Here is a 24,290-nt window from a genome sequence, read left to right as displayed (position 1 = left end):
TTCTCTGCACGCTGGACGGAGACGTTTTCTCCAGTTCAGTTGGAGGGCGAGCTTGTTTTGCGAAGATCGGGTACACCGGATCCATGCCCGAACTCCCCGAGGTCGAAAATGCCCGGCAGGTCGTCGAGAAGGCGCTCGGCCGCGTCATCGTCGATATCGACGACACCGACACTTTCGAGTGTCGCCCGCACATGCCGGGCGAAATCGCCCAGGCGCTGACCGGCGGGAAGCTGACCGAGGCGTGTCGCCGCGGCAAGGCGATGTGGTGCGAAACCGTCACCGCCGACGGGTCGAGCGGGCCGACGCTCGGCATTCACCTGGGCATGGGCGGACGCGTCATCGTCACCGCGCCGGACGGCGAGCGGACGTCGCAATACGGCGGCGGAGATCCTCATGTAGGCGAGCGCCCTACCGACAAGCCGGAGTGGACGCGGTTCTCGATGACGTTCGACGACGGCGGGCAGCTTCGACTGTTCGACAAGCGACGCCTCGGACGGGTTCGACTCGAACCTGACATCGACGCACTGGGCCCGGATGCTGCGGAGATCACCCGCGACGAATTTCGCCACCGAATCGGTTCGAGCGGGGCACCTCTCAAGGCACGGCTGTTGGATCAGGCCGCGATTGCAGGGGTGGGGAACCTTCTTGCCGACGAGGTGCTGTGGCAGAGCCAGCAATCGCCGTCGAGGCGAGCCAAGACGCTCACCACCGAGGAACTCGATGAGCTCCGGGTGATTCTGCGGCGAGCGATCAGATCTGCGATCAAGAAGGGAGGCGTACACACCGGTGAGGTGATTGCGTTCCGTCAAACGGATGCGACGTGTCCGCGATGTGGGGCACCCATGTCACGCGGGACGGTGGGCGGCCGAACCACGTGGTGGTGTTCGCGCGAGCAGACGTGATCCGGCTTTCACATGCATGAACAGCTCTCGATAGTGCTGTAGGACAGCAATTTTCGGAATTGTCAACCCCGTTCGAATGCGGCGAAGATCCGACGAACGACGTACCGTGTTGTCAGCTTCGGGCCTACCGAGGCAGCAAACTTCGCCGGAGGGTGCATGCTTTCGACCGCTGACACTGATACCCCGCACGTCACCTATGTTCCGCATCGTCATTGTTTCGCCGTCTGGCACAGCAACAGAACAGCGCCGCTCTCGGGCGAGACGACCCCGATCGACCTGGCGGTGCCCGATGAACACGGCAGAGTCACCGTGCGCACCATCGGAGCTCAGCTCGTGGACGCCACCAGCAACGAGCTCAGGTCCGCCGTCGGGACCGCGGACTCTCCGTCGGCACGCAGCTGGTTGGCGATTCTCGATCATGTCGAGCAAGACCACGGCGCAAGCGTAGTTCCCGTATCACTGGCCGACGCGCTTCCGCCTGCAGCGCATGCGGTTCCGAACACCGGCGGATCGAGCATGCTTGCCGCGCACGGCGCTGTGGACGCACTGCGCTCGAGTCTGCGTATCGAGCATCAACTCACTCGGAGTGCGTCGACGTTCACCCCTCGCCCTTATCAGCTGCACGGTGCGTCGTGGATACCGACTGTTCACGAGATCGGCGGTGGAGGAATTCTCGCCGACGAGATGGGCTTGGGCAAAACACTCCAGGCCATCGCGCACATGATCGTCGGTGCGCGACGCGGTGAGGGCTCTTACCTGGTGGTGTGCCCGACATCTCTGATCAGCAACTGGCGGCGAGAGATCGAGACCTTCTCTGCCGAAGAACTTGTCGTCACTGTGTATCGCGGCGCATCTCGCACCCTCGAACACTGCTCCGAACAGGGCTCGGTGACCGTGACCGGTTATCCCACATTGCGCACCGACGCAGATCGATTGAGCGAAATATCCTGGAACACAGTGTTCTTCGACGAGGCGCACGTCATGAAGAATTCGCGAACCAAAATTGCCAGGGCTGCACGTCGGTTGACGTCCACAGCGCGCATAGCGCTCACCGGCACGCCGATCGAGAACCGGATGGACGAACTCTGGGCCTTGGTCGATCTCACCAATCCCGGTCTCCTGGGCACCCACGCGCGTTTCACTCGCCGATTCTCCGCGCCCATCGAGAACGGGGGTTCGGCCACCGCACTCGCACAGCTCTCCCATGCCATCGCGCCCGTCGTACTCCGCCGAACCAAAGCGGAAGTCGCGACCGACCTTCCACCGAAGCACCACATCGAAGTGCTGTGCCCCATCACGAGCGAGCAAGAGAGACTGTACAACTCGGCCGTAGACGAAGCCTTCGATGCCGGTTTCGGCACCGGTCGCGGCCGAGGCACCGCTGTGCTGGCGTTGCTCACCTCACTCAAGCTGATCTGCAACCATCCGGGACTCGTCAACGGAGACCTGTCCGGATCGGCCGAGCGGTCAGGCAAACTCGTCAGGCTCACGGAAATCGTCGAAGAGCTCGCCGAATCATCGCAGGCTGCCCTCGTTTTCACCCAGTACCGCCGAACCGGCGAGATACTCGCCGATCATCTCGGACGCATCACCGGAACAACAGTCCCGTTCTTTCACGGCGGTCTCGATGTGGACAAGCGAGAGACCATGGTCGACGAGTTCCAGAACAGCGATGCGTCGACCGTCATGATCCTCAGCCTGAAGGCGGCGGGGTACGGGCTCAACCTCACCCGCGCAAGCACCGTGATCCACTACGACCGCTGGTGGAATCCGGCCGTCGAAGCGCAGGCCACCGACCGGGTTCACCGCATCGGTCAGACGTCGACGGTGACCGTCATGGCACTGACCACTGAAGGAACGCTCGAAGAGCACATTGCATCACTGCACACCCGCAAGAAAGCCATCGCCGGCGTGACCGAGAGCAACAACGAGATGGCCCTCGCGGCGCTCGACGACTCGACATTGCGAGAAACGTTGTCGTTGAGAGCGGTGACGCGCTGATGGTCTCGTCACCGCAGCCTGCCCCCTTCGGATCGACGCCCTGGGGCAAGGACTGGCTTCGGCGAGTCGAACCTCTCGCCGCCACCCGCCCGAACCCGATGCTCCCGCGGGCGCGGGGCCTGGTGCGCAACGACGCAGTTGACGTGGAGCACAATGAAATCGGCAGATTCCGGTGCAGAGTTTCTGCGGCCAAGAAGATCGAGACAGCGGTCATCACCGTCCCCCGATTCACCGCGGCAGAGAGGAAGTCGATACTTCGCATACTTGCCCGCCAGATACCCGGCACTTCATCGAGCGGCGATCTTCCCGACGAAGTTCATGCCGAACTCGTGTCACGGAAGATGACACCGGTGCCAGAGACAGTAGACACTTCCTGCACGTGCTCAGGAAAAATCCAGCCCTGCCTTCACGTCACCGCTGCCACCTACGCGATCAGTCTGCTGACCGATCAGTCACCCGCAATTGCGCTGGCCGTCCGCGGAGTCGATGTGTTGGCCGGGACGGCGTCGAGAAATCACCCGCCGCGGTGGACAGTCATCGACAGTGTCGACGCTGCAGGGTTTTTCGGCTGATGAACAGCCATCCGTGGGAATATGCTACTGGTCAGGATGTCGCTTCGACTGCGAGCCGTGCAAGTGTGTCATTCAGCTGATCTTCGGTGACCAGCGGAAACTTGATCTGCTCCAGCAGCTTTTTGTCCGTCACCTTCGACCAGTCGTACGTGTGGCGGACCAAGGTCTCGTTGGGGCCCTGGGACTCCAGCTCCCACAACCACTCCCATCCGGGAGGCTCGTTGCCCGCCGGTGCGGTCTTCCATGCCAGGAGCTTGTCCTTGGCATACCCGCTCACGATGTTGTCGGTTTGGTATTCGCCGCCCATGTGGTCGCCCTGCATGTTCATCGTGAACTTCTCGCCGACCTTCTGGATCCGGTCGGCGTGGTCCACGCCGCGCACGAATCCTGAACCGTCGAGTGCTTGATGCCGCTCGGGGTTGGAGAGGACATCGAAAACCGCGTCGACGGGAGCTTCGATGGTGCGTTCAACTGTGACCTTGGAGTTCTCTGTCATATCTACAAGGTGCCCACTGTTCGGTGTCCTCAATCATCGAACGTGTATCGAACTCACTCGGCCTCGACCGGCTGCACAGCGAGCTGCGTGATCGACGGGTCCACCGAGCTGCACCCAGTCGTGGGATATGCCAGATACACGACCTCGGTGGTGTTGGGCGAGTAGACGTCGATTCCGGATACAGCAGTCGGCACACACGCGTCCGCCGGATAGTTTTCGACCACTGCCGCTTTGACGGTTGCTACCGCCACCGCGCCAGGTACCAATTCGACCGGCACTGGATCCGATTCGGATCGGACCGCCGCCTGCCCTACCCGAGCACCACCTCGGCTCGAGACATACGAAACGCCGGGATAGCCGACGAGTCTGCATGTTCGATCTCCGATATTGGTGAATTCGATAGGTAACTCCGTCGAGCCGGCAGCTCCTCGTGGCATGGCGAGAGACACCGACAGCTCCGCCGCTGCGCAGTTCGGATTGTCGGCAGCGGTGGGGTCAGCTGATGTGGGCGGAACAGTACTGGTTGCGTCTGCGCCGGCTGTCGGACCCGTAGTCGTTGTCGAACGCGCAGCAGTCGAAGGCGCTTGCGCTTGTCCGGGCTCCGATACCGGGGCACCGTCGGTTGCACAGGCGGTCATGACCATTGCCGAGGCCAGCAACAGCACCGGAGACAGAATCCGCATCTTGTTCATCGTAAGCAATGCTACCGATTTGCCGTGACATTTTCAGGAATCCACACCCTGACCGTCACGACGGCTCGTGCGCGAATTGCATCTTTCGGCGACAGTCATGATTTCTTCGTTTTCGGTAATGGCGTACAGCCGTGGAGCCGGCACCGATAAGGAAAACCCCTATGTACGCCACGTCACAGTGGCGGTAGCTTCGTCGGATCAGTCAACAAATGTAGATTTTCGATCCCGTCGATACCTACCACCGACAAGGACACCCGCAATGTCATCGAACTCCAATCAATTGAGAGGCTCCATCGGGGTGGCGGGAATCGTCTTCCTTGTTCTGGCCGCCGCCTCCCCACTGACCACAGTGGCCGGTTCACTGCCGGTCATGATCGCTCTCGGTAACGGTGCCGGCGCACCGTCGACGTACGTGGTCGCTGCACTGGTCCTACTGGTGTTCAGCGTCGGATACGCCGCGATGAGTGGTCACATCACCGACACCGGTGCGTTCTACGCATACGTCACGCGAGGCTTGAACGCTCGGCTGGGAGTGGGAGCAGCTGCATTGGCCATATTCGCCTACACGGCCATTCAGGCCGGAATCTACGGCCTGGCCGCGAATGCGATCGACTCGCTGGTCGTCCAGTACGGCGGACCGGATCTGCCCTGGTGGGTGTGGGCTTTCGTGCTCATCGCCTGCGTCGCCTTGGTGGGTTATCGAAACATCGAAGTGGGAACGAAGGTCCTCGGGTGCCTGCTGGTGCTCGAAATCGTTGCGATCGTGGCACTCACAGCAGCGGTGTTCATCAAGGGCGGGGCGCACGGCGTCGACTACCAATCGTTCACCCCTCATGCGTTCTTCTCGGCCTCACCCGGCATCGCCATGATGTTCGCCGTCGGGTCCTTCGTCGGATTCGAGGCGACCGCCATCTACGGGGAAGAAGCGCGCAACCCCAAACGTACCGTTCCGATCGCCACCTACGTGGCAATCGTACTGATAGGTGCCCTCTACGCCGTGTGCAGCTGGGCGCTGGTGCTCGCATACGGTAGCGACCAAATCGCCGCTGCTGCAAGCGAAGACACCGCCAACCTGACCTTCGGCGCGGTAGCGGTCTACCTGTCCCCCTTGGCTGCGGACATCATCGCCATCATGTTGGTCACGAGCTTGTTCGCCGCCGTGCTGGCGTTCCACTCGGCCATCTCTCGCTACGTATTTGCTCTGGCGCGGTCGGGTTACGCCCCTGCACGCTTTGCCGCGGTCCATCACAAGCACGGCTCACCGCATCGAGGATCCATCCTGCAGACGGCTTCTGCAGCGATCGTCGTCGGCATCTTTGCTGTGGTCGGAGCAGATCCCGTGCTCCAGCTCTTCACTTGGATGTCCGGAATTGCGATCGTCGCGATCCTTGCCGTGATGGTGTTGACCAGCTTCGCCATCGTGGTGTTCTTCCGGCGCACCGACGTCGATACTCGCTTGTGGAACACCCGAATCGCCCCTGTGCTCGGCAGCATCGGACTCATCGCGATCACAGTGCTGGTCCTGGACAACTTCACCACCCTCATCGGCGGTTCTTTTGCCGTCGCCACCACGTTCTTGGTGGTGCTCTGCCTCGTGTTCGCCGCAGGCGTCATGGGTGGACACTTCATCGATGCCAAGCCCGTACGGACGTCGACACTCGATCGCGACAAAGCGACCCCCTGACACTCGCACCTCTACCTCGCAGCACTCGAGTCGGTATCCACGTCGGTGGATACCGACTCGAGCTCGTTGCACCACCGGTGCCGCACCGACACGTGACATCGAGACGCGTGACAGCGAGACGCATGACATCGAGACGCATGACGTAGCGCGAACGGACATCCAGGCAACGGACACACGGCAACGGACACACGGCAGCAGCCCCGGACCAGGAACGGTCCGGGGCTGCTGCCGTGTGTCTCTACGTCGAGATCAGCGACCCGCTGCAGCATCGGAGAGTGCGGTGCCTCCGACGGTTTCGCTCGGGGCCGACTCGAGCATGCTCACAACGGTTCTGGCGCTCTCGATCCACTCTGCCACCAGGTTCCCCTGCACGTTTTGTGGAACCTGCGCGAGGCGAAGCGTCAGCGTGTGGCGACCGGACGGATCGCGGACCGGTAGGACGATCGATCCCACGTTGTACGTGCCGGCACCGTCGAGCACCTGCGGCCGATAGTCCACCGAGGTGCGGCCGATCTGAGCCCGGATCTCGCGTTCCTTGCGGGGAGTCAGGCGACCGGACTCGTACTCCTTGGTAGCCCTGCGCATTTCCGTGTACGCGTCCGAACCCGCGGCGGGCAGAAACGAGATCCCGTAACCGTGTTCACGAATGAAGTCGAGCCGGGCCCGATGCACCCGAGTCCCGCTGTCTTCGCCCTTCAGCTTGTCGATCCAGCGATCCTGTTCGGCCTCCGGCAACGCGAAGACGTACGAGTCACCGATTGGTGGCACGATCGGTATCCGTTGCGCCAGAGCAGCATCGCGGTCCACACCGGGTGCAGTGGCGGACAGTACCGTCGCCATTTCGTCGGCGCTGACGGCCGTCAGTACCGACACCTCGCACCCGATCGCCGCTGCGAGAGCTTCGACCTGAGAGCGCGCCGCATGCGCCGCGTGGATCGCCGGCAGAATTTCGTGGTCCATTCGAGCGAGCAGAGACGTGCACACGAAGCTGCCGTAGCCGCCTTGGAAGAAGATCAACGGAGACACCGGGTTCGTGATGGCCATGTCCTTGACCTCGCACAACACGATCCAGTGATCGCCCGCGTCCACGGTCTTCCAGATCGTCGTGTCCATCCACCCGATCGCTTCGGTGAGTACCGGGTTTCCATGTGGCGATGGATACCAATCGATTCCGTCGAATTTGTTCTCCCAACGCTGGGCGATGGACATCACCTCGCGCTCTTGCTCCCCCCCGACGATGTTGACACACAGGGAAGAACACTCCTGCATTCGCGCGAAAGTACGCGAGGTCTTCATCGGCATGAACGAGACCAGCGGAGGGTCGAGGGATACCGAACTGAAGGTGCCCACGACAAGCGCCAGCAGTTCGCCGGTCGGATCGGTACCGGTGACTATCGCAACTCCAGTCGGATAGTGTCCTGTCACTTCTCGGAACGTTCGCTGCGCTTCCTCTGTTGTCACTGTGTGCGGCATGCCGATCTCCTGAGCATTTCGACGGTCGACCGAATTCGGTGTGACCTAAAATTAATTTCTCGCGTGCTCTTACAGGTAGGCGAGAAACCTTTGGACACTCCGTACGCTCTGGACGTCGAAATCGGTTACACCGTCACCCGCCATGCCAGCACATCACGAACCAAGGTGCCGAGACTTTCTGCCTCGGTCTTGGCTTTGATGCGCGCACGATGCACATCGACGGTTTTGACACTGGTGCCGAGGCGACGCGCGATCTGTTGGCTGGCCATGCCTTCGACTACGAGCCGTAATACTTCTCGTTCACGCGGCGTCAGGGTATCGAGTCGCCGGTGCACTCGTGCGCGCTCCTCACGCTCGGAGAACACTCCGGACGCGAGCCGCAGTTGCTCCTGAACTACTTCCAGCATGCGCTGAGGCTCGTACGGTTTCTCGAGAAAATCGACGGCACCAGCACGAAGCGCGCGAACCGACATCGGAATGTCCCCGTGCGCCGAACAGAAAATGATGGGTGCCGGATAACCGCGTCTGACCAATTCGTCCTGAAGCTCGAATCCGCTCATGCCCGGCATTCTCACGTCGACAATGACCACGCCGGCCTCGGCCGAATCCATTTCCTCGAGAAAAGCGGTAGCGGTTGGATAGGTCAGCGCCTCGATCCCGACACTCTGCAGAAGAAACGCAAGTGATTGCCTGAGGTCTTCGTCATCGTCCACCACGTGAACGACGACGGGCTTGACGGTCTCCATGAGGTCCGAGCCTAGCCGTGGCTCGCCCCTGGCACAGCGGAAGCCGCCGACCAGGTGGCCGGCGGCTTCGACGCGATGGGTCACAGAACGATCGTGACGGTCTTCGCCTCGGTGTTTGCCAGGATTCCTTCGTACCCGAGCTCACGGCCCAGGCCGCTGGCTTTGACTCCGCCCCAGGGCAATTGGGGTGCAAGTGGCGACCACCCGTTGACAGCCACAGCTCCTGCTTGCAGTGACGCCGAGACGGTGTGGGCGCGCGCCAGATCCGTCGTCCAGAGCGTGGCTGCCAGGCCGTACTGATTGTCGTTGGCCAGGGCGATCGCCTCGGCGTCGTCGTCGAAGGGGACGACAATCCCCACCGGTCCGAAAATCTCCTCACGGGCGATGGTCAGATCGTTGGTGCCGGCGAAGACCGTCGGACGCACGAAGTGACCGCGATCGTTGCCCTCTCCGCCGCCGTCGGTGCCGCCCGCCACCAGGCGCGCCCCCTCGGACTTGCCCTGCGCGATGTAGCCGAGCACGCGATCCTTCTGCTTGGCGTTGATCAGCGGACCCATCGTGGTCGAGGTGTCGAACGGGTTGCCCAGCACCTGAGCTCCGGCCGCCGCAGCGAGGCCGTCCACCACCGTGTCGTAGACGGACCGATGCGCGAAAATGCGCGTTCCCGCCGCACACACCTCACCCGAGTTGGTGAACAACCCCATGGCTGCGCCGCCGACCGCGGACTCGAGATCGGCGTCGCCGAAAATGATCTGCGGCGATTTACCGCCCAGCTCCAAGGTGGTGCGCTTGAAGTCGGCTGCGGAGTTGACCAGGATACGGCGACCGACGGCGGTGGATCCGGTGAACGAGACCTTGTCAACGCCGGGGTGTGTCGTCAGCGCCTCACCGGTGACCGCGCCGATACCCGGCAGTACCTGCACGACGCCGGCCGGGAACCCGGCCTCCTCGATCAGGCGCGCGAGATGCAGGATCGACAGCGACGCGTCCTCGGCAGGCTTGACGATCACCGTGTTGCCCGTCGCGAGCGCCGGAGCCAGTTTCCACCCGAGAATCATCAGCGGTGCGTTCCACGGGATGATCGTGGCAATGACGCCGACCGGCTCACGGCGGGTATAGGCAAAGGTGGGCCGACCCATGTACCCATCGTTCGGTAGGGTCTCGCCATTGAGCTTGTCGGCCCATCCCGCGTAGTAGCGAAGCGAGGCAACAAGATTGGGGACGAACATCATCTTGCCGAGGAAGAACAATCCTCCCATGTCGAGCGACTCGAGGCGGGCGAGAACTTCGGCGTCTCGTTCGACCAGATCGGCCAGCTTGTTGAGCAGCTGCCCCTTGTGCGACGGCGGTACCGCTGCCCAACTTCCGGCCAATGCGCACCGGGCTGCGCGAACAGCGCGATCGACGTCGGCGACGTCGGCAGAAGCAATGTCGGCGAGCTTGTCACCGGTGGAAGGATCGAAGGTCTCGAACGTTCCGGCACCACCGCCGCTCCACTCCCCGTCGAGGAAAAGATCGGTGGTGAAATCAGATACTGCGGTCATGGCCGCCTCCTGTGTTCGGTGAATGGAATTGTGCTCGATGGCCGAAAGAAAATCGATGGTGCCGCAGAATCACGGTGGGAACCCGGCGGCGATCACCTCGGAGATCCACGATGCGCCGGCCAGTAGTTCGGACTCGCAGTTCGGCGATCCGATGACCTGCATGCCCAGGGGCATGCCCTTGCCGTCGGTTATGCCGGGAACAGTGACCACGGGTAGGCCCCAGGCTTGCCATGCACGGCTCAACACCGGATCTCCGGTTGCATCGAGGCCCTCGGGTGCCGCACCAGGGGCGGCTGGTCCCACGATGACATCGACGTCCTCGAACAGACCGATGATGCGCTCGCGCGAGACGGCGATGCTCCTGCGGGCAGCGTGGTAGTCCGCGGTGGTCGTCGACGCGCCACGCCGCAGCAGGGCGGCCAGCGGGTCGCTGAGTCGGTCGATGTCCTCGAAGAGTGCGCTTCGTTCCCGCGCTGCCTCGTAGGCCATGACGACTGCATGGGCGGCGGTGGTCTCGGCGACGGCAGCGGCCGCTGGAAACGCCGAGAGCTCGGCACCCTTGGCTCGAATCGCGCGACCCAGTTCGGTGACCGCTGCGGCCATGTCCGATTCGACGACTCCCAGTTCTGCTGCGTCCCAGAGCAATACCCGAGGATGCGAGGACGGGTCGCCGTGGACGACCTCCTGCCCGACGAACGCAGACCACGCGCATGCGAGGTCGCGTACCTGCGCTGCGTACAACCCGTGGCTGTCCAGGCTCGCGCTCAGGCCGGTCACCCCATCGGTCGAGCACCGACCCCGAGTCATGACCATCGATGCGACACCGCAATACGACGCCGGGCGGGTGACCGATCCGGCAGTCTGCGAACCGAGAGCCAGTGGCACCTGCCCCGATGCCACCGCGGCCGCTGACCCACTCGACGATCCCCCTGGGGTGTGTGTCGGATCGGCGGGATTACGAGTCGGCCCTGGAGCGAAGAAGGCGAACTCGGTCGAGACGGTCTTGCCTGCGGGTACGGCACCGGCCCTGCGCCAGGCCTGCACCACGGCAGCATCGGCCTCGGCCGGCGGCCGCGCCGCGTAGAGATCGGTTCCACATCTGGTCGGTAGACCTGCGACATCGATGATGTCCTTCACTCCCAACGGGATTCCGCCGAGGGGCCCCACCCGTCCGGAAGGATGCGCCGGAGCGGCCGGCGGTCGGTGAATCACCCATGCCGCCAGTTCCGGCTCAGTTTCGTCGATTCGGGCTCCGGAGCGCTGCCATGCGTCCGCCTCGGTGCTTCGTCCGGACCGTAGGTCTGCCACGAGATCGACCAATGACCATGGCCGATGGAGAGGCGAGCGGACGCTCATCGGTCGCCCCACACGGCGTCGGCGGTCCAGTAGTCCATCCCGCTGGAGCTGACGGAGTGCCGCCAGTCCGAGACGCGGCGGAGCGAGGGCTCGGCCCGCTCGGTGGCCTGATCTGCTGCATCGGGCCCGTCGGCCTTGACCTGCCAGTGAACCCAGTTCAGCTCGTTACCATCGCGGTCGTGCATGAACAGGTCTACGTGCCGCCACCCGTACCCGTGAGTGTCGTTGTAGCACATCAGTGTCATGCGCTCGCGTGTATCGTCCATTCGTCGCTCTCCCCGATAGGTCCGGTTGCGCCGTGCTCAGCAACCGAAGATCATGGGTCGACGCTACGAGCCGGGGGGCCGAACGGGAATGAAGAGTTCCTTCCCGAGCCTGAAGAATTTCCCTACACCGGCGGGCCGTCCTCACCGCCGAGAGCCTCCGCCCGGCTCACCGTAGGGAGCGCGAAACCGAACACCGAACCACCTTCTGCCCCAGGGGTGTACCAAATCGAACCGTGCTGCCTGGTGATGATCCGATAGCTGAGCGCGAGATCGATCCCGCTACCGGACTGCTTGGTTGTGAACGACTCCTCGAAAGGGTTGCGCTGCAATCCTCTTCCGCGGTCGCTGACAGAGAAGGCGCCACCGTCGTCGCGGTTACCCGTGGACAATGTGATCGTGCGATCCTGTAGCGCGCACTGGGCCATCTCGTCGATCGCGTTGAAGCAGAGATTGATGATGACCTGGCCGGTCAGTACCCGCTCGCAGCGCACATGAACCGGTTCTTCGGCGAGCTCGAATTCGATCCGCACGGAGTTCTGCTCGGCACGCAAGCGGATGAAATACAGGCACTCGGTGACGACGGTGTTGAGATCGACGGTCTGATCGACCTGTTCGAGGTGCCCCACGAATGCCCGCAGAGTAGCGACGATCGTGGCCGCCCTCTCGATCTGCCGATGCGCCGAAGCGAGGCCGTATTCCACCCGCGTGTCGAGCGGGCCCCGGGTGGTCAGGATGGTCTCGATTCCCGCCAGAAAGTTGCCCGCGGCCGCGAGCGGCTGCCCCAACTCGTGAGCTATCGCCATCGCCATATCGCCCATTGCGTTGTATCGCGCCAGATAATTCTCGCGCTGCAATTCCAATCCGCGCATCTCTTCGGTGCGCACACGATCGGACACGTCGTGCAGCAACATCAGATAGGCGTTGACCTCGTTCTCCTGCAGTCGCTCGACACTTCCGTCCAGCCAATGCGTCCGACCCTCGCCCGCAAGGACCTCCAACCGGACCGATGCCACCGGACTCGCGTCCCGCACCAGTTCGCTCCAGGTGGATCGGCGGCCGGCGATGTGAAATGACGCGTACGAGGCCAGGGATCTGCCTGCAGGCGGTTCGACGCTCGGATCGATGCCGAGATGTTCCATGGCGGTATCGGTCGCGAATCCGATTGCCCCTGTTTCGTCCAGGACGAATGCGATCGCGGAGGTATTTCTGGACAGTGCATCGACGTAGGTGGTGGTCAGCCTCAACGCGCGCTCGGTGCGCTGTTCGTTTTCGATATCCCGGAACTGCACCATCACCGCGGTGCCTTGACGCAGCTCGATTCTGGTCGCGATGGCATCGGTCGGGATGATGCGGCCGGACTTGGATCGATAGTGCCATTCGATCCGACTGCTGCCGCACTCGACTGCCTCGTGCAGCCATGCCCGTCCGACTACTCGGTCGTACTGCTGTGCAGAGCTACTCATGTCGTTGGCCTTGAGAGGACGCATTTCGTCGAGATCGAATTCCAGCATCGCGCAGGCTGCCGGATTGGCCCACAGGATGCTCTTGGTCGCCCCGTCGTGGACGAGTACGCATACCTGCGCGGCATTCATCATTTCGACGAAATCGGCCGGCACCATTTCCGGAGCTCGCGGGTCCATGGACATGTCGAAAGCGTATGCGTGGTCGACGGCTCGGTGCGGCGAAGGACCTTATTTCGAGCGTGAACTGAAGATTTCACCTATACGCCTGATGGACGCACCCCCTGCCGACCGCACTCTTTACCGATTGGGGCCGAACGTGACTCGCATTACGGTCGAATCAACGAACGAGGTAGAAGGAGACGCTCATGACACTCACTCAGCATGCCCCGCCCCAAGCAGGCAATACCGTGACTCTCGACCACGTGTTGGACGAGCTCGCGCAACGGCGGACGGAGTTTCGAGATCAGCGTTTCGTCTCCCCCGACTTCGTCGACCGCCTCAAGGAGATCGGCATCTACCGGGCCGCCACTCCTCGGCGCTTCGGCGGAGATCCCCAGGCGCCGGCGGACTTTCTACGCACCATAGAGAAGATTTCCGTCGTCGACGGATCGGCGGGCTGGGTGGCGAGCTTCGGCTCAGCCCTGATCTACCTCGCTGCCCTGCCGGTCGACACCCAGGCCGAGCTGTACGCCGACGGTCCCGACGTCGTGTTCGCAGGTGGACTGTTCCCGGTACAGCCGGCGGCACCGACCGAACGCGGATTTCTGGTCGACGGCCGCTGGAAGTTCGCGAGCGGATCGATGGGCGCCGACATTCTGGGCGTAGGAATTCCCGGAGACGACTCGACCGGCGGCAAGCCGAGAACGGCATTGCTGCGACCGAAGGACGTGGAGATAGTCCAGGAGTGGGACGTGGTCGGCATGCGCGGCACCGGGTCGTTCGACCTCGTGGTGAACAAGGTCGAGGTGCCTCGGGAGTGGACCTTCATCCGCGGCGGCGCACCCACCGTCGACGAGCCTCTGTACCACTATCCGACGATCGCCTACGCGGCACAGGTTCTCGCGGTGGTCGGTGCAGGCGTCGCGCGCAGCGCACTCGACTACGCACTGAAAGTGGGCGCAGGCGTGGCCGGCATCACCGGTGCCCCCAAGCTGGCAGACCGACCGTACTACCGCATCGCCGTCGCCGAGGCCGAAGCCGCCCTGAGGTCTGCGCGCGCGTACTTCTACGAGGTGACCGAGGAAGTGTGGAACAGCGTGCTGAGCGGGGACGAACCCACCGACGCTCAGAATGCCCACCTGAGGCTGGCATCGAGTCATCTGGCCAAGACATCGGCATCCGCGGTGACGAAGATCGTCGAGATCTCGGGCACTGGAACAATTTTCACCTCACATCCCCTTCAGCAGTGGACGGGTGATGCGCTCGTTCCTCAGCAGCATGCCTTCCTGGGCCCGGCGATCCTGGACGCCGCAGGCGCAGTGCTGATGGGCCAACCGCCCACCGTCCCCGGCTTCAAGTGACTCTCGAAGGAGAACCCATGACCACCACCCCGCTTCGCGTTCTGTTCTGTATCGGTATCAACCAGAACTTCTTCGAGCTCCCCGAGGGAGGAGTCACGGCCGGCGACGTCTGGACGGCGTTCGTCGCCTTGTCCGACGGCATCAAGGGCCTCGACGGTGTCGACTTCATCGGCGATATCGACGACGACGCCACGACGGTCGGCCCCTCGGATTCCTGGCCGTGGACCTGCTACTTGCTCGCCGACGTCGATTCCCACGACACCGTCAAGCAGGCGTGCAACTTCCTGCGGACGATCGAGGTCGGGACGAGCGACTGGAAGCTGTGGAAGTACGTCAAGATCGAAGCTCGCATCGGCCGGGCGCTCACACCCCGCACCTACTGAAGGCCGCGCACCACCCATTCTCCACCGGATGACGTTGTTCAACTGCGTCATCCGGTGGCTACCACTTGCAATCTCGACAACGTACGAGCCTTGGAGACATCAATGACCGTGCACGACACCGACGAGGCAACACCGAAGTCCCCCGCGTCCGATCTGGTGATGGGCGATCGTGTCGCGGGTCGGATCTACACCGACCCGGACGTGTTCGACGAGGAGATCACCAAGATCTTCGAAAGCACCTGGATCTGGGTCGCTCACGAATCCGAGCTACCGAAACCGGGCAGCTTCAAATCCACCCACGTCGGCCTCCAGCCGGTCATCGTGACCAAGAACCGCAAGGGACAGATCAACACCCTGCTCAACCGTTGCCGCCACCGCGGTGCCAGCATCTGTGAGCAGAAGACCGGCGTCGCAAACGGTTTCACGTGTCCGTACCACGCCTGGTCCTACAGTCTCGACGGTCAGTTGCGCGGCATTCCGTACCCCGAGGGATACGAGGGCGTCATCGAAAAGGGCGAACTCTCACTCAAGAAACTGCGTACCGAATCGTACGGCGGGATGGTCTTCGCGACGTTCGCCCAGGACATCGAATCTCTCGAGGACTTCCTCGGCGACGCCAAGCTCTGGATCGACCGGTTCATGAAGCAAGGCGGCGGTTATCCCATCAAGGTTCTGGGCACACACCGATTCCGCTTCAACGGCAATTGGAAGATTCAGCTCGAGAACACGACGGACGGCTATCATTTCCCCATCGTGCACCGGTCGTGGATGGCATCGGTCGATGCCGAAACGGCAGACATGATGTCGTTCATGACCAACCCGGATGCCGTCACCCACGATCTCGGCAACGGCCACAGTGTCATGCAGATGGTTCCCGAACATTCCGACCTCGATGCCGACGACGGATCCGAGCCCCTGCAGGCACGCTTCGACGACCTCGTTGCCGAACTGTCCGCTGCAGGCCTCGATGAGCCCGCGATTCGTAAGATCGTCCGCGCCATGCACGGCACCGGTTTCAACCTCAATCTCTTCCCCAACGTGTCGATGTCGGCCGCCTTCTTCCGTGTCCTCGAGCCCACCGCGGTCGATGCGACGACGATCGAGCATCTGGCGATCGGTCCGGACGGGCCGTCCGAGGTGGTGGATCCGGTGAACCGGGCCCGGTTGCGAGTACACGAGCATTTCCAGGGTCCGTTCGGTTTCGGTACACCCGATGACGCCGAAGGGTGGGACCGGGTTCAACGCGGCGCTCAGGGCGCACCCGACATGCCCATTCTCGTCAATCGGGGTGCTGCGCGGGAGAAGCCGAGTGCCGAAGGATGGCCCACCTCGCACGTCACCGACGAGACCGGCATGCGCGCAGCCTACGCACAGTGGAAAGAGATGATGAGCAATGACTGACACCGCCGTCGACACGCTGTCCATCGCAGACACCCGCGTGGTACGGGCAATCGAATTGATCTGGCGCGAAGCCGATCTGCTCGATCGCAAGCAGTACGAGACGTGGAAGGGCATGTACTCCGAGGACGGTCTGTACGTCGTCCCGATCGATTCCACCGGGGACGACTTCGACAATCGACTCAACATGATCTACGACGACGCCCGGATGCGTGACATGCGGGTGGTGCGGATGACCGAGGGCTACGCGATCGCCGCCGTCGATGCCGCGGTCACCACCCGGACCGTGTCTCGCTTCGTTGTCCAATCGTGTACCGACGACGAGATTCACCTTCGCGCATCACAGATCGTCATCGCGTTCAAACGCGGCAAGCACGATCTGTGGGCAGGGGATGTGGAGTACCGGATCCGGTTGGGCGTCGACGGGAGCGCCGACCGAATAGCCCTCAAAGTGATTCGACTCGTCGACAGCGAGGATGCAGTTCCCGCAGCCGGGTTCTTGCTGTGAACGCCCCGGTTGCCGTCGTCACCGGTGGCGGGAGCGGGCTCGGCGCGCTCATCGTCCGCAAGCTTCACTCCACCGGCCACCGAGTCGCCATCGCAGATATCGATCGGGATTCCGCAGACGCGTTGGCAGCCGAACTCGGCTCCGGAGACTCGGCCCGCGGCTACCAGGTCGACGTCAGCGACAAGTCTGCGCTCGAGAGCCTGCTGTCCGGGGTCGTCGGCGACTTCGGATCGGTGGAGGTTCTGGTCAACAATGCAGCAAAGACCCAGGCACGGTCGTTGATGGACATCACCGCCGAGGAGTTGGACTCGGTGATGGCCGTCGGATTCAAGGGCACGTTCAGTGCCTGCCAGGTCTTCGGTAGCTACATGGCCGGTAACGGCTACGGCCGTATCGTGAACATGGCCTCCTTGGCCGGGCAGAACGGTGGCACAGCGACCGGTGGACACTACGCGTCGGCCAAGGGCGCAGTGATGTCGCTGACGAAAGTCTTCGCCCGAGAACTGGCACCGTCCGGGGTCACCGTGAACGCGGTCTCGCCAGGCCCTCAGGACTCCCCCATCGTGCGGGAGATCGTCGGCGAAGCCAACCTCGAATCCTTTGCCCACACTATCCCTGTCGGTCGTCTGGGCGACCCGGCATTCATCGCCGAGATGGTCTCTCTGCTGGCATCCCCGGCGGCCGCGTCGGTCACCGGTGCTTGTTGGGACGCCAACGGCGGACTCTACATGCGTTAGGAAACGCCGTGTCCAGTGTCAAAGTTGTTGTCTCGCAGATCGTGGACGAGACGCCGAGTGTTCGGTCGCTTCGTCTGGTGCGCGATGGCGGGGGCACCCTCGGACCGTACGAAGCCGGAGCCCACATCGACGTGAAAGGCCCGACGGGTGTGCTGCGGCAGTACTCGCTGTGCGGGCCACCGACGGAGCCGGATTCGCTGTTGATCGCGGTCAAACGCGAAGTGGACTCGCGCGGCGGATCCGAAGCGCTGCACCGCGTTCGGGAAGGCGACATCCTCGAAATCAGTGAACCGCGAAATATCCTGGGGGTGGCGCAGGATGCCGACACCCATCTGCTGATCGCGGCCGGCATCGGTGTGACTCCGCTGCTCAGCATGGCGTACCACCTCCACGACAGTGGGGCGAACTTCGAGCTCGTCTACTTCTCGCACAGCCGCGAGCACACTGCATTTCTCGAGTTGCTCGAGACGCGGGCCGAATTTCGGGACCGCGTCCACCTGCACATCGGAATCACCCGTGGCCAACAGCAGACAGTTCTGGACGAGCTGGCCGGTTCGGCATCCTCGACGTCCGCCGTATACACCTGCGGGCCGGAAGGTTTCATGGATACGGTCGCCTCGGTCTTCACACCGCTGGTCGGGCCGAACAACGTTCATATCGAACACTTCGTCGCCTCCGACATCGACACCTCCGGGGACACCGCGTTCACCGTCGAAATGGATACCGGAGAGACGTTCGAGATACCGTCCGATCGGAGCATTCTCTCCGTGCTGGAGGAGAACGGCATCGAGGTGTTCAAGTCCTGCGAGGAAGGCATCTGCGGGTCGTGTGTGTCCGGTGTACTCGAAGGTGAACCCGAGCACCGCGACAACTGCCTCTCGGCTGCCGACAAGGCCGCCGGCAATCAGATAGCTCTGTGCGTCTCACGCGCAAAGACGAGCAGGCTGGTCATCGAGCTGTTCTGATCGGATTCTGGCGATCGACTCCCCCGCGCTCACGCCGGGGGAGTTTTTTTATCTACAGTCGTTGACAAATCACGGTGATCCGGAGCACAGTGGATGAACCCGTTCATTGCATCAGCACCTCCGCCTTAAGACGGAATCAGCACTGTACGGCGCTGCATGACTCCAGTTCGTTACATTCCGGCATCGAATCGGAAATGGCGTAGGTCAATTATTAGTCAACACCTGTAGCTCTAACTGAGGATCTCATATGACTGCCGAAAAGATTTCGACCACCGCCGAGCGCGGACCGACCGCCACATCTCACGCTGGGAGCCTTGCACGAGGAAAACTTGGCACCACCGACCTGGTCGCTCAGTCGCTGGCCGTCGGCCCCATCACCTCGGCGGCCCTCCTCGGCGGCATCATCGCCGCCAAGGGCGGCAGTGCAGGGCCGCTGTACCTGCTGGTCGTACTCCTCGGAGTCCTCGGCCTCGGTGCGGTGCTGGTCATGTTCGCGAGGCGTTACACCAGCGCAGGTGTCATGTACGAGTACGTCGGACGCACACTTGGGCCCACGGCCGGAATTTCCACCGCAGGTTTCTACTACTTCGCCTACATCATCCTCGGTGGGCCGACCATGCTGATCGGTGCGGGTGTCCTCGGCCACGATCTGATGGCGACCTACACCGATATCGACGTCCCGTTCTGGTTGATCTCGCTCGGCGTGCTGCTGTTCGTCGCACTGGTCAACATTCGTGGTGTCGACCTGTCGGTTCGCGCCCAGCTGACGATCTTCGTCTTGTCCGTGGTGCCGTATCTGATCATCGCCATCACGGTGATCGCCAAAGGTGGTGCCGAGGGCAACTCCGCCGTGGTCCTGGACCCGACGGCTCCCACCGCGGGCCAATTCCTGCCCACGTTCATCTTCTGCGCGCTGCTGTTCGTCGGCGTCGAATCGTCCGCCTCGTTGGGTGAGGAAGCGAAGGACGCACGAAAGTCCGTCCCGCGCGCCATCATTGCGACCATTCTGATCGTCGCAGGCTTCTGTCTGCTGATGCAGTATGCGGGAACCATCGGATTCGGCGCGGACAGGGTCGCACAGGACTGGGCCTCCGATCCGCTCGGTCTGTCGACCCTCGGAACCACCTACGTCGGCGAGTGGATCGCGCCGCTTGCCCAACTGGGTCTGGTACTCGACATGGTCGCGGTAGCAATCGGATTCATGGTCGCGTCCTCACGCGGAATCTTCGCCCTCTCGCGTGGCAGCCTCCTCCCGCCGTCTGCATCTCGCCTGAGTCGCTGGCAGACACCTGTCGTCGGCATCGGGGTCTTCGCTACGGTCTCCGTCGCCGGAATCGCGCTGGTGACAGTGATCAGTTGGCGCACGGACATGGATCCCTACGTGGGCTTCGCCGTCGGCGCCACGTTCGGTGGGCTCCTGGTCATGAGCGCCTACTTCGTTCTGATCGTCGCGGCAGTGAAACTGTTGGTCCGCAATCAATGGAGCAAGGTGGGATGGGTTGCGGTAGCTGCCGCGCTCGTGACGGTCGGCGCAGGAATCGCAGGATCGATCTTCCCGCTACCCGCCGACGAATCTCGGTACGGCGTGTTCGCCGCCCTGGCATCGATCGCCCTGTGCCTCGGCTGGGGCATCTTTCACGGCATCGTCAAACGACACACACTCCCCGAGCTTGCCGTGGCCGAGATCGATCTCGCCGCGACAGATGTCCCCCGCGCTCACATTCTGTGAAAGGTACAACGCTGTGACCGACGAAGAAATGACCCTGTTCGATCTTCGCGTGACCGTGTGTGAAATCAAGGGCCGCTCGGTGTGTGGAATGAAAGAAGGAGACTTCTTCGAGGTCCGCAACAGTGATCAGCTCTCACTTCCCGACGGACAAGCGTTCTGCTACTGGGCAATTCAGGCCGTGTTGCCGATGCTTCCCGCCAAGATGCGTCGACTGCCTGCATCCGACTGGCTCGAGCAGGACACGATGGCCTGTTGTCCGGACCCGGAGGAAGGACTGGTGATGCGAATCGACCGCATCGGCGAGATCACCATGCGCACGGAGGATCTTTCCTGATGGAGCGCGAGACGGAATTCGGCGTCGGGTTCGGCGGAACGCTGCCGCCCGGGGATTACCGTGAGCTGGCCTGCTCCCTCGAAGCACACGGATTCCACGTTGCCACTGCGTTCGGTGATCTCATGATGCAACCTCCCGCCATGGTGTTGGCAACGATGGCCACGGCCACGTCTCGTCTGCGTCTGGGGGTCGGATGCTTCACACCCTGGACACTGCATCCGGTAGAGATCGCAGGGCAGATGGCGTACCTCGATCAGCTCTCCGACGGGAGGGCGTTTCTCGGGATAGTCCGCGGCGCATGGTTGGATCAGCTGGGAATCGACACCACCCGGGCGTTGACTGCGATCGAGGACACGTTGGGGGTCGTCGAGGCCGTATTGGCCGGTACCGGCCGCGGATACGACGGCACGACATACTCGGTGGGCACAGGTACACGTCCCTACTACCCCGTGCTGCGAACAGCGCTGCCGATCATGATCGGGACGTGGAGCCCCAAACTGGCCGCGTTCGCGGGACGACGAGCCGACGAGATCCAGGTCGGCGGTTGCGCCAACGCTGCAATGGTGCCGCTGATTCGCGGATGGGCCGAGCCGGGAGAGACAGCAGTCGGTAAGGAGCCGGGGTCCACCAGAATCGTGCTCACTGCGGTCACTGTCGTCGACGAGGACGGCGACGCCGCGCGCCGACGCGCCCGTACCGAGGCCGCCCTACCGATGCACGCAATCGCGGCACTGGACCGGACCGTCTCGATCGACCCGGATCTGCTTGCGCGCATGGGAACTCTGCTACGAGAACACCGCTACGAGGATGCGGGACGGCTGATTCCCGACGAGCTGCTGACGCATTTTTCCTTCTGTGGTACCCCGGGCGAGGTTGCCGAACAGGCTGCAGCTGCCTACGACGCCGGTGCGAGTCGGGTCGAATTCGATACTCCCTTCGGATTGACCGAGGCCGCGGGTATCGGCCTGCTCGGCAGCAAGGTACTGCCGATTCTGCGATCGCTCGGATACGGCTCATGACCGAGGTCGAGCAGTACGAGATCGGCGTCGGTCTCGCCGGGAGTTTCGCTCCACGGGACTATGCGCCCCTCGCCGAACGTCTGGAAGTGGCGGGCTTCGACGCCGTCACGGTCTTCGGCGATCTCATGTATCAACCCCCGGCACTGGTTCTGCACAGCATGGCCTACTCCACTTCCCGTATGCGGCTCGGAATCGCGGCCTACACTCCGTGGACGCAGCACCCGGTCGAAATCGCGGGGCAAGTGGCGCTCCTCGACGCCGCGTCCGGTGGCCGCGCTTTCTACGGTCTGGTCCGAGGCGCGTGGATGGAGCAACTCAAGATAGATCAGAGCCGCGCTCTGGCCGCGATCGTCGATACAGCATCGATAGTGACAGCGCTGTTGGCTGGGGATGCACGCGGTTACGAGGGAAAGGTGTACTCGCTCGCCGCGGGCACCACGGTGATGTATCCCGTTCTCCGCACCGAGGTCCCCTTGTTGATCGGCTCGTGGAGTCCGCGGCTGGCTGCCATTGCCGGGCGTATCGCGGACGAACTCCAAGCCGGCGGAAGTGCCAATCCTGCAATGGTGGAACGACTGTCGTCCATGGCAGAGGCGAGCGGATCAGCACGTACACCGGGCATCTGTCTCAACGCGATAGCGGTGGTCGACGAGGATGGAATCGCAGCTCGAGCTGCGGCGAGGACCGCCGCAGCTCCATACTTCGATGTGGTGGCAGCGCACGATCCCACGGTCGATCTGGATCCGGACTTGATGGCGCGCATCGGTGTTCTGTGCCGCAACGGCGATCACCGCGAGGCGGGCATGCTCATTCCCGACGACGTACTGGACAAGTTCGCGTTTGCAGGCACACCGCAGCAGGTGGCCGAACAGGCGGCGAGCATCATCCGAGCCGGTGCCCGCCGAGTCGAATTCGACACCCCGTTCGGTCTGACCACGGGCTCCGGCATCGGACTGCTGTGCGAGCAGGTGCTGCCCACCGTCCGCGCAATCTTGCGCAACTAGCCCGGCGCAATATCCACAACAGCTCCTACACAACATGTTTCGCTCCGCTGATCACCCCCGAATCACACAGAAAGTTCACTCGACATGACTACCTCTACCTCCGCCACCCAGAACCCTCGCCCGGTCGATTCCGACGGTAAGAAGGTCATCGTGGTCGGAGCCGGATTCGCCGGCCTGACCGCAACCCGAGAACTCGAGAACGCGGGATACGAGGTCACCGTCTACGAAGCCCGCGACCGCATCGGCGGCCGAGCGTGGACCGATTCACGGCTGGGTGGACACCAGCTGGAGATGGGGGCAACGTGGGTGCATTGGATGCAGCCGTTCGTGTGGACCGAGATCACTCGCTACAGCCAGAAGATCTACCCGAGTCCCGATATCGACAATGCGTACTGGGTCAGCGAGGGCACCGTGCATTCCGGGTCCGAGCACGATCTCGACGTGGCTCTGAGCGCAATTCAGGAGAAGATATTCGAGGGGTCCCGAGACTTCTTTCCCTTCCCGCACGAGCCGTTGAAAGTGCTCGACGATCCCAACACCCCGGACGAACTCCGCGCACGGTTCCTCGCGGCCGATCAGGGCAGCGTCCTCGACTGTCTCCGCAACGGCGAATTCACCCAGGAGCAGATAGATCTCGCTGATTCGTACTGGTCTGCGGGGTATCAAGGATCGACGGCGACGGCGTCACCTCTGATGGCAAAGCACTGGGCATCGTTGAGCGATCACCGCAGCTCGCTCATGGACGAGCAGACACTTCGGTTCAAGCTCGTCGACGGCATGCGTGGGCTGTACGAGGCACTTGCGGCCGACATTCGGAGCAACATCACGCTGAACACCGCTGTGACTCGCGTCGAGCACGGCCCGACTTCGTCCTCGGTGACGCTGGACGACGGAACCGTCGTCACCGCCGACGCCGTGATCGTCACGGTCCCGATCGGCGCGTTGAAGAACATCACCTTCTCACCGCCGCTGGGCGCAGAACAGCAGACCCTGATCCGTGACGGATCGAACTCCACCGGATTCAAGATCTGGGTCAAGGTTGCAGGTCACCACTCCGTCATCGCCGGAGCTCCCGGTGAGCACCCCATCTCGCTGCTGCGCGCCGAGTACTTTCTCGAGGACGAGGATGCCACGATCCTGGTCGGGTTCGGATCCGACCACACCACAATCGATCTCGACGACACGGCATCCGCGCAGAAGGCTGTCGACGTCTGGAACACCGGCATGCAGGTCCTCGACTGCGGCGGGCACGATTGGGCCGCAGACCAATGGTCGGGACAGACGTGGGCGACGTTGCGGTCAGGACAGTTCACTCAGGGCTGGAAGTCGTTCCACGGCAGGCAGACCCGGCTGCGGTTCGCCGGTGCCGACATTGCGCGAGGGTGGAACGGAGTCGTCGTCGACGGAGCCATCGAAACCGGAATCACCACCGCACGGGCGTTGATTGCCGACCTCGGCGGGGACAACTCGGTCACTGTGTAACCCCAGGCAGGTGCGG

At 62.9% G+C, this 24,290-nt stretch carries 23 protein-coding genes; 15 read left to right on the top strand and 8 right to left on the bottom strand.

Annotated features, from left to right (window positions below; translation table 11 throughout):
* Nucleotides 1-83 precede the first annotated feature (83 nt).
* The 3 genes from ACOQFP_RS26055 (at nucleotide 84) to ACOQFP_RS26045 (ending at nucleotide 3,475) form a co-directional block, all read left to right on the top strand.
* Nucleotides 84-902 carry an Fpg/Nei family DNA glycosylase gene (locus ACOQFP_RS26055; protein ID WP_206487798.1) on the top strand — a complete coding sequence of 273 codons (819 nt, stop codon included), beginning with the start codon at nucleotides 84-86 and terminating at the stop codon, nucleotides 900-902.
* 156 nt (nucleotides 903-1,058) lie between these two features.
* Nucleotides 1,059-2,903: a DEAD/DEAH box helicase gene (locus ACOQFP_RS26050; protein WP_421585959.1), complete on the top strand. Its 1,845-nt coding sequence runs from the start codon at nucleotides 1,059-1,061 to the stop codon at nucleotides 2,901-2,903.
* Entirely contained in the window at nucleotides 2,903-3,475 is a 573-nt protein-coding gene (locus ACOQFP_RS26045; protein ID WP_421585958.1) for a hypothetical protein, read from the top strand. The genes ACOQFP_RS26050 and ACOQFP_RS26045 overlap by 1 nt, the downstream gene beginning before the upstream one ends.
* 31 nt (nucleotides 3,476-3,506) lie before the next feature.
* Here ACOQFP_RS26045 and ACOQFP_RS26040 read toward each other — a convergent pair whose 3' ends face one another.
* A complete protein-coding gene (locus ACOQFP_RS26040) occupies nucleotides 3,507-3,971 on the bottom strand; it encodes an SRPBCC family protein (RefSeq protein ID WP_206487804.1) in 465 nt (154 codons plus the stop codon).
* Nucleotides 3,972-4,024: 53 nt separating this feature from the next.
* Nucleotides 4,025-4,663, bottom strand: coding sequence for a DUF4232 domain-containing protein (locus tag ACOQFP_RS26035; RefSeq protein ID WP_421585957.1), 639 nt, complete (start codon nucleotides 4,661-4,663; stop codon nucleotides 4,025-4,027).
* 259 nt (nucleotides 4,664-4,922) lie between these two features.
* Between ACOQFP_RS26035 and ACOQFP_RS26030 the strand changes: the two genes are divergently transcribed.
* The gene (locus ACOQFP_RS26030; RefSeq protein WP_206487811.1) at nucleotides 4,923-6,347 is read left to right on the top strand and encodes an APC family permease; all 1,425 of its coding nucleotides are present in this window, start codon (nucleotides 4,923-4,925) and stop codon (nucleotides 6,345-6,347) included.
* Nucleotides 6,348-6,596: 249 nt separating this feature from the next.
* On the opposite strand, the gene ACOQFP_RS26025 is transcribed toward ACOQFP_RS26030, so the two are convergent.
* The 6 genes from ACOQFP_RS26025 to ACOQFP_RS26000 form a co-directional block, all read right to left on the bottom strand.
* Entirely contained in the window at nucleotides 6,597-7,820 is a 1,224-nt protein-coding gene (locus tag ACOQFP_RS26025) for a flavin reductase family protein (protein ID WP_421585956.1), read from the bottom strand.
* A 125-nt stretch (nucleotides 7,821-7,945) separates the two neighbouring features.
* Entirely contained in the window at nucleotides 7,946-8,566 is a 621-nt protein-coding gene (locus ACOQFP_RS26020; protein ID WP_206487815.1) for a response regulator transcription factor, read from the bottom strand.
* Between the two features lie 80 nt (nucleotides 8,567-8,646).
* A complete protein-coding gene (locus ACOQFP_RS26015) occupies nucleotides 8,647-10,110 on the bottom strand; it encodes an aldehyde dehydrogenase family protein (protein ID WP_421585955.1) in 1,464 nt (487 codons plus the stop codon).
* Between the two features lie 69 nt (nucleotides 10,111-10,179).
* Entirely contained in the window at nucleotides 10,180-11,466 is a 1,287-nt protein-coding gene (locus ACOQFP_RS26010) for an amidase (RefSeq protein WP_421585954.1), read from the bottom strand.
* Entirely contained in the window at nucleotides 11,463-11,732 is a 270-nt protein-coding gene (locus ACOQFP_RS26005; protein WP_421585953.1) for a hypothetical protein, read from the bottom strand. Before ACOQFP_RS26005 ends, ACOQFP_RS26010 begins: the two co-directional genes overlap by 4 nt.
* Before the next feature lie 122 nt (nucleotides 11,733-11,854).
* Entirely contained in the window at nucleotides 11,855-13,378 is a 1,524-nt protein-coding gene (locus ACOQFP_RS26000) for a PAS domain-containing sensor histidine kinase (RefSeq protein WP_421585952.1), read from the bottom strand.
* Nucleotides 13,379-13,560: 182 nt separating this feature from the next.
* Here ACOQFP_RS26000 and ACOQFP_RS25995 point away from each other — a divergent pair, with 182 nt between their 5' ends.
* The 11 genes from ACOQFP_RS25995 to ACOQFP_RS25945 all read left to right on the top strand — a co-directional run bounded on the left by ACOQFP_RS25995 (nucleotide 13,561) and on the right by ACOQFP_RS25945 (nucleotide 24,274).
* Nucleotides 13,561-14,715, top strand: coding sequence for a flavin-dependent monooxygenase (locus tag ACOQFP_RS25995; protein WP_421585951.1), 1,155 nt, complete (start codon nucleotides 13,561-13,563; stop codon nucleotides 14,713-14,715).
* Between the two features lie 17 nt (nucleotides 14,716-14,732).
* A complete protein-coding gene (locus ACOQFP_RS25990) occupies nucleotides 14,733-15,098 on the top strand; it encodes a hypothetical protein (protein WP_341244079.1) in 366 nt (121 codons plus the stop codon).
* A 102-nt stretch (nucleotides 15,099-15,200) separates the two neighbouring features.
* Nucleotides 15,201-16,499, top strand: coding sequence for an aromatic ring-hydroxylating dioxygenase subunit alpha (locus ACOQFP_RS25985; protein ID WP_341244078.1), 1,299 nt, complete (start codon nucleotides 15,201-15,203; stop codon nucleotides 16,497-16,499).
* Nucleotides 16,492-17,004, top strand: a complete 513-nt coding sequence (locus ACOQFP_RS25980) for an aromatic-ring-hydroxylating dioxygenase subunit beta (RefSeq protein ID WP_421585950.1) — start codon at nucleotides 16,492-16,494, stop codon at nucleotides 17,002-17,004. Before ACOQFP_RS25985 ends, ACOQFP_RS25980 begins: the two co-directional genes overlap by 8 nt.
* On the top strand, nucleotides 17,001-17,741 hold the full coding sequence (locus ACOQFP_RS25975; protein WP_206487833.1) for an SDR family NAD(P)-dependent oxidoreductase: 741 nt from the start codon (nucleotides 17,001-17,003) through the stop codon (nucleotides 17,739-17,741). Before ACOQFP_RS25980 ends, ACOQFP_RS25975 begins: the two co-directional genes overlap by 4 nt.
* Nucleotides 17,742-17,749: 8 nt before the next feature.
* A complete protein-coding gene (locus ACOQFP_RS25970) occupies nucleotides 17,750-18,706 on the top strand; it encodes a PDR/VanB family oxidoreductase (protein WP_341244076.1) in 957 nt (318 codons plus the stop codon).
* Nucleotides 18,707-18,953: 247 nt separating this feature from the next.
* Nucleotides 18,954-20,435 (top strand): APC family permease, encoded by a 1,482-nt coding sequence (locus tag ACOQFP_RS25965; RefSeq protein WP_206487837.1) that lies wholly within the window; start codon nucleotides 18,954-18,956, stop codon nucleotides 20,433-20,435.
* Between the two features lie 13 nt (nucleotides 20,436-20,448).
* Nucleotides 20,449-20,769, top strand: coding sequence for a TIGR04076 family protein (locus tag ACOQFP_RS25960; RefSeq protein ID WP_206487839.1), 321 nt, complete (start codon nucleotides 20,449-20,451; stop codon nucleotides 20,767-20,769).
* Nucleotides 20,769-21,788 carry an LLM class flavin-dependent oxidoreductase gene (locus ACOQFP_RS25955; RefSeq protein ID WP_421585949.1) on the top strand — a complete coding sequence of 340 codons (1,020 nt, stop codon included), beginning with the start codon at nucleotides 20,769-20,771 and terminating at the stop codon, nucleotides 21,786-21,788. The genes ACOQFP_RS25960 and ACOQFP_RS25955 overlap by 1 nt, the downstream gene beginning before the upstream one ends.
* Nucleotides 21,785-22,792 (top strand): LLM class flavin-dependent oxidoreductase, encoded by a 1,008-nt coding sequence (locus tag ACOQFP_RS25950; protein ID WP_341244075.1) that lies wholly within the window; start codon nucleotides 21,785-21,787, stop codon nucleotides 22,790-22,792. Before ACOQFP_RS25955 ends, ACOQFP_RS25950 begins: the two co-directional genes overlap by 4 nt.
* Nucleotides 22,793-22,876: 84 nt before the next feature.
* Nucleotides 22,877-24,274 (top strand): flavin monoamine oxidase family protein, encoded by a 1,398-nt coding sequence (locus ACOQFP_RS25945; protein ID WP_421585948.1) that lies wholly within the window; start codon nucleotides 22,877-22,879, stop codon nucleotides 24,272-24,274.
* Nucleotides 24,275-24,290 lie beyond the last annotated feature (16 nt).

Origin of the sequence: Rhodococcus sp. MALMAid1271, assembly GCF_049195265.1 — a bacterium.
Lineage (GTDB): Bacteria > Actinomycetota > Actinomycetes > Mycobacteriales > Mycobacteriaceae > Rhodococcoides.
This window is presented reverse-complemented; position numbering and strand designations above follow the sequence as displayed.

Coding starts and splice junctions, on each gene's coding strand:
- ACOQFP_RS25990 (WP_341244079.1), top strand. CDS start 14,733: ATGACCACCACCCCGCTTCGCGTTCTGTTCTGTATCGGTATCAACCAG.
- ACOQFP_RS26010 (WP_421585954.1), bottom strand. CDS start 11,466: ATGAGCGTCCGCTCGCCTCTCCATCGGCCATGGTCATTGGTCGATCTC.
- ACOQFP_RS26005 (WP_421585953.1), bottom strand. CDS start 11,732: ATGGACGATACACGCGAGCGCATGACACTGATGTGCTACAACGACACT.
- ACOQFP_RS26045 (WP_421585958.1), top strand. CDS start 2,903: ATGGTCTCGTCACCGCAGCCTGCCCCCTTCGGATCGACGCCCTGGGGC.
- ACOQFP_RS26040 (WP_206487804.1), bottom strand. CDS start 3,971: ATGACAGAGAACTCCAAGGTCACAGTTGAACGCACCATCGAAGCTCCC.
- ACOQFP_RS25945 (WP_421585948.1), top strand. CDS start 22,877: ATGACTACCTCTACCTCCGCCACCCAGAACCCTCGCCCGGTCGATTCC.
- ACOQFP_RS25950 (WP_341244075.1), top strand. CDS start 21,785: ATGACCGAGGTCGAGCAGTACGAGATCGGCGTCGGTCTCGCCGGGAGT.
- ACOQFP_RS25955 (WP_421585949.1), top strand. CDS start 20,769: ATGGAGCGCGAGACGGAATTCGGCGTCGGGTTCGGCGGAACGCTGCCG.
- ACOQFP_RS26055 (WP_206487798.1), top strand. CDS start 84: ATGCCCGAACTCCCCGAGGTCGAAAATGCCCGGCAGGTCGTCGAGAAG.
- ACOQFP_RS26025 (WP_421585956.1), bottom strand. CDS start 7,820: ATGCCGCACACAGTGACAACAGAGGAAGCGCAGCGAACGTTCCGAGAA.
- ACOQFP_RS25965 (WP_206487837.1), top strand. CDS start 18,954: ATGACTGCCGAAAAGATTTCGACCACCGCCGAGCGCGGACCGACCGCC.
- ACOQFP_RS26030 (WP_206487811.1), top strand. CDS start 4,923: ATGTCATCGAACTCCAATCAATTGAGAGGCTCCATCGGGGTGGCGGGA.
- ACOQFP_RS26015 (WP_421585955.1), bottom strand. CDS start 10,110: ATGACCGCAGTATCTGATTTCACCACCGATCTTTTCCTCGACGGGGAG.
- ACOQFP_RS25995 (WP_421585951.1), top strand. CDS start 13,561: ATGACACTCACTCAGCATGCCCCGCCCCAAGCAGGCAATACCGTGACT.
- ACOQFP_RS25980 (WP_421585950.1), top strand. CDS start 16,492: ATGACTGACACCGCCGTCGACACGCTGTCCATCGCAGACACCCGCGTG.
- ACOQFP_RS26035 (WP_421585957.1), bottom strand. CDS start 4,663: ATGAACAAGATGCGGATTCTGTCTCCGGTGCTGTTGCTGGCCTCGGCA.
- ACOQFP_RS26050 (WP_421585959.1), top strand. CDS start 1,059: ATGCTTTCGACCGCTGACACTGATACCCCGCACGTCACCTATGTTCCG.
- ACOQFP_RS25985 (WP_341244078.1), top strand. CDS start 15,201: ATGACCGTGCACGACACCGACGAGGCAACACCGAAGTCCCCCGCGTCC.
- ACOQFP_RS26000 (WP_421585952.1), bottom strand. CDS start 13,378: ATGTCCATGGACCCGCGAGCTCCGGAAATGGTGCCGGCCGATTTCGTC.
- ACOQFP_RS26020 (WP_206487815.1), bottom strand. CDS start 8,566: ATGGAGACCGTCAAGCCCGTCGTCGTTCACGTGGTGGACGATGACGAA.